Below are 2,845 nucleotides of genomic sequence, written 5' to 3' on the forward strand. Positions count from 1 at the left end.
GGCGGCCGCGGCGGCTCGATCATTTTTGTGGCTGACAACGGACTCAGAACGCTGATGGACTTCCGCTACCGGCGCAAGTTCAAGGCTGAAGCTGGCGAAAACGGCCGCATCAAGGCCCAGTATGGCAAGGCGGCCAAGGACCTGTATTTGAAGGTGCCGGTGGGCACGACGGTTTATGATTTTTATACTGGTGAAGAAATCGGCGACCTGGTAGAAAACGGCCAGGAACTGGTCGTGGCCAAGGGCGGCCGCGGCGGCCGGGGGAACATCCACTTTGCCACCAGCGTCAACACTGCTCCGGAAATTGCCGAAAACGGCGAACCGGGTGAATTTCGGACCCTGCGCCTGGAACTGAAGGTGCTGGCCGACGTCGGCCTGGTCGGCTTTCCTTCTGTCGGCAAGTCCACGCTCTTGTCGGTTGTAACCAGCGCCAAGCCGAAGATCGCGGCTTACCAGTTCACCACTTTGAAGCCGAACCTGGGAATGGTCATGCTGCCTGACGGCCGCGACTTCTCCATGGCCGACCTGCCGGGGCTGATCAAGGGGGCCAGCCAGGGCGTCGGCTTGGGGATTCAGTTCCTGCGGCACGTGGAAAGGACCAAGGTTATCCTGCACCTGGTTTCGATGGATCCAAACAACGGCCGCGATGCATACGATGATTACGAAACGATTTTGCACGAACTGGCCTCATATACTGAAGACGACCTTTCCAGCAAGCGGGAGATCATCGTTGCCAGCCAGATGGACATTCCAGGCGCTGATGAGAAGCTGGCCCAGTTCAAAAAGGACCTGGCTGCCCACGGGGTTGACCAGGAAGTCTACGAACTCTCCAGCATCACCCACCAGGGCGTTGACCGCTTGATGAGCCGGGCAGCTGACTTGGTTGGTGAAGTCGAAGCACAAGAAGCCGCTGAAGCAGTCAAGCCTAAGGAAGAGGTCAAGACCAAGACCTACAAGTACCGCCGGCCAGAGAAGATGGAATTCACGGTTGAAAAGATCGGCGAGCACGAGTTTGAAATTCACGGCGAGCAGCTTGAACGCCTGGTAGCCATGACCAATCTGGACCACCAAGACGGGATCATGCGTCTGGCCCGCCGCTTGAAGAAACTGGGCGTTGACGACGAATTGCGGGCGCAAGGTGCTGTCGACGGAGACGATGTTTACATCGGCGACTTCAGCTTTGAATTTGTACAATAATTAAGAGATAGATAGTATTTGAATAGAGAAACTAAAGTTAAGAGAGTAATAAAATGAAAAAACGATATATAACTGGCTATGCCGGTCTGCGGGCTTTGGCAGTAATCGGGGTGATTCTGTATCACTTGGATCCGGACCACTTTGGAGGCGGCTATCTGGGCGTTCCGGTATTTCTGGTCCTGACCGGGTATCTGGTGACCGACCAGATCATGGCGGCCTACGACAGACAGAACTTTTTTGACATCAAGTCCTTTTACCAGCGCCGCTTCAAAAGGCTGTATCCGCCGCTGATTGCAATGCTGTGGCTGACCAGCGCTTATATCGTGCTCTTCTTCCAGCGCAATTTGTTAAACAAGCTGTACCAGATTGTCGGCAGCAACTTGCTGGGCGTGTACAACTTCTGGCAGATTTTTAACGGGCAGAGTTATTTTGAGCGCTTTGCCAACAACGAATCGCCTTTCGTTCACTTGTGGACGATGTCGATTGACTGGCAGTTTTACCTGCTCTGGCCGCTGGTGATGGCTCTGGTGTACAAATTTGGCAAGCGCCGGCGCAACATGTTCTGGGCTTTGATTGCCCTGTCGCTGCTTTCGGCCGCGGAGATGGCCCTGCTTTACCGTCCTGGCCAAGACACCAGCCGGATCTACTACGGCACGGATACCCGTTTCTTCTCTCTGGGTCTGGGAAGCGCAATGGCGATCCTGTGGCCATTTGAGAAACTGGACAACCGCTTCACCAGAAAAGACGGCGTGATCCTCAACTGGACCGGGGCCGGCACTTTGGCAGGGATGCTGCTGCTCATGTTTACCCCGCTGATGAATGCCCAGACCGCCTTCCCTTACTACGGGGGGATGCTGATCTTCAGCTTCTTCACGGCTGTTTTCGCGGCTGTGATTGCCGCCCCGGTAGGGATCTGGAACCGCCTGTTGACCAACCCGCTGTTTGACTGGCTGGGGTCAAGAAGCTACGAGATCTACCTGTACCAATTCCCGGTGATGATCTTCTTTGAAAGCCGCGTCAGCGACCTGGCGGACCACGTGGCCCTCTACCGGGTGATCGAAGTGGCCCTGATCCTGCTGATCAGCGAGCTGACTTACCGTTTGTTTGAAAAAAGACGCTACACCGGGGCAGAAATCCGCTCCAGCCTGGCCAGACTCTTTCACCGGCCGGTCAAGCTGTCGCGTTCCTGGCTGAAAACGGCCGCCTTCTTCCTGGTCTTTTTGATCGGCAGCGGCGGGATCCTGTTTTCTCCGCTGGCCAAGGCTGACAACAAGGACGGTGCTTTGATCAAGACGATCGACGACAACTCCAAGCAGCAGGCAGAGATGAACAAGCGGGCCTTGGAAGCAATCAAGAGCTCGCAGAAGTCCTCCGCCAAGTCCAGCAGCCAGTCCCAAAGCAAGAAAAAGAGCCAGAAGAGCAAGAAGACTGACAGCAAGCAAAAGAGCAAGACCAGCAGCAAGAAGGTGAACCAGGAGTTTGAAAAGTACGGCATCAGCCAGACTGAGCTGCAGGCCGCGCAAAAGCTGCAGGTAACGGCAATCGGCGACTCGGTCATGGCTTCTGCCAGTGACCTGCTGCACCAGCTGCTGCCGCACGCGATCGTTGATGCTACCGTCTCGCGGCAAGCCGATGTGGCTCCGCAGCT

2 protein-coding genes are annotated in these 2,845 nt (G+C 55.7%); both read left to right on the forward strand.

Features of this window, described 5'->3' with window-relative positions; translation table 11 throughout:
* The coding region (gene obgE, locus lacNas_RS12995; protein WP_201346933.1) for a GTPase ObgE at positions 1-1,197 on the forward strand (1,197 nt) is incomplete at its 5' end.
* A 53-nt stretch (positions 1,198-1,250) separates the two neighbouring features.
* Positions 1,251-2,845 (forward strand): acyltransferase family protein (locus tag lacNas_RS13000; RefSeq protein WP_201346934.1); only part of this gene is annotated, 1,595 nt, incomplete at its 3' end.

Origin of the sequence: Lactobacillus nasalidis (assembly GCF_016587775.1) — a bacterium.
Taxonomy (GTDB): Bacteria; Bacillota; Bacilli; order Lactobacillales; family Lactobacillaceae; genus Lactobacillus; species Lactobacillus nasalidis.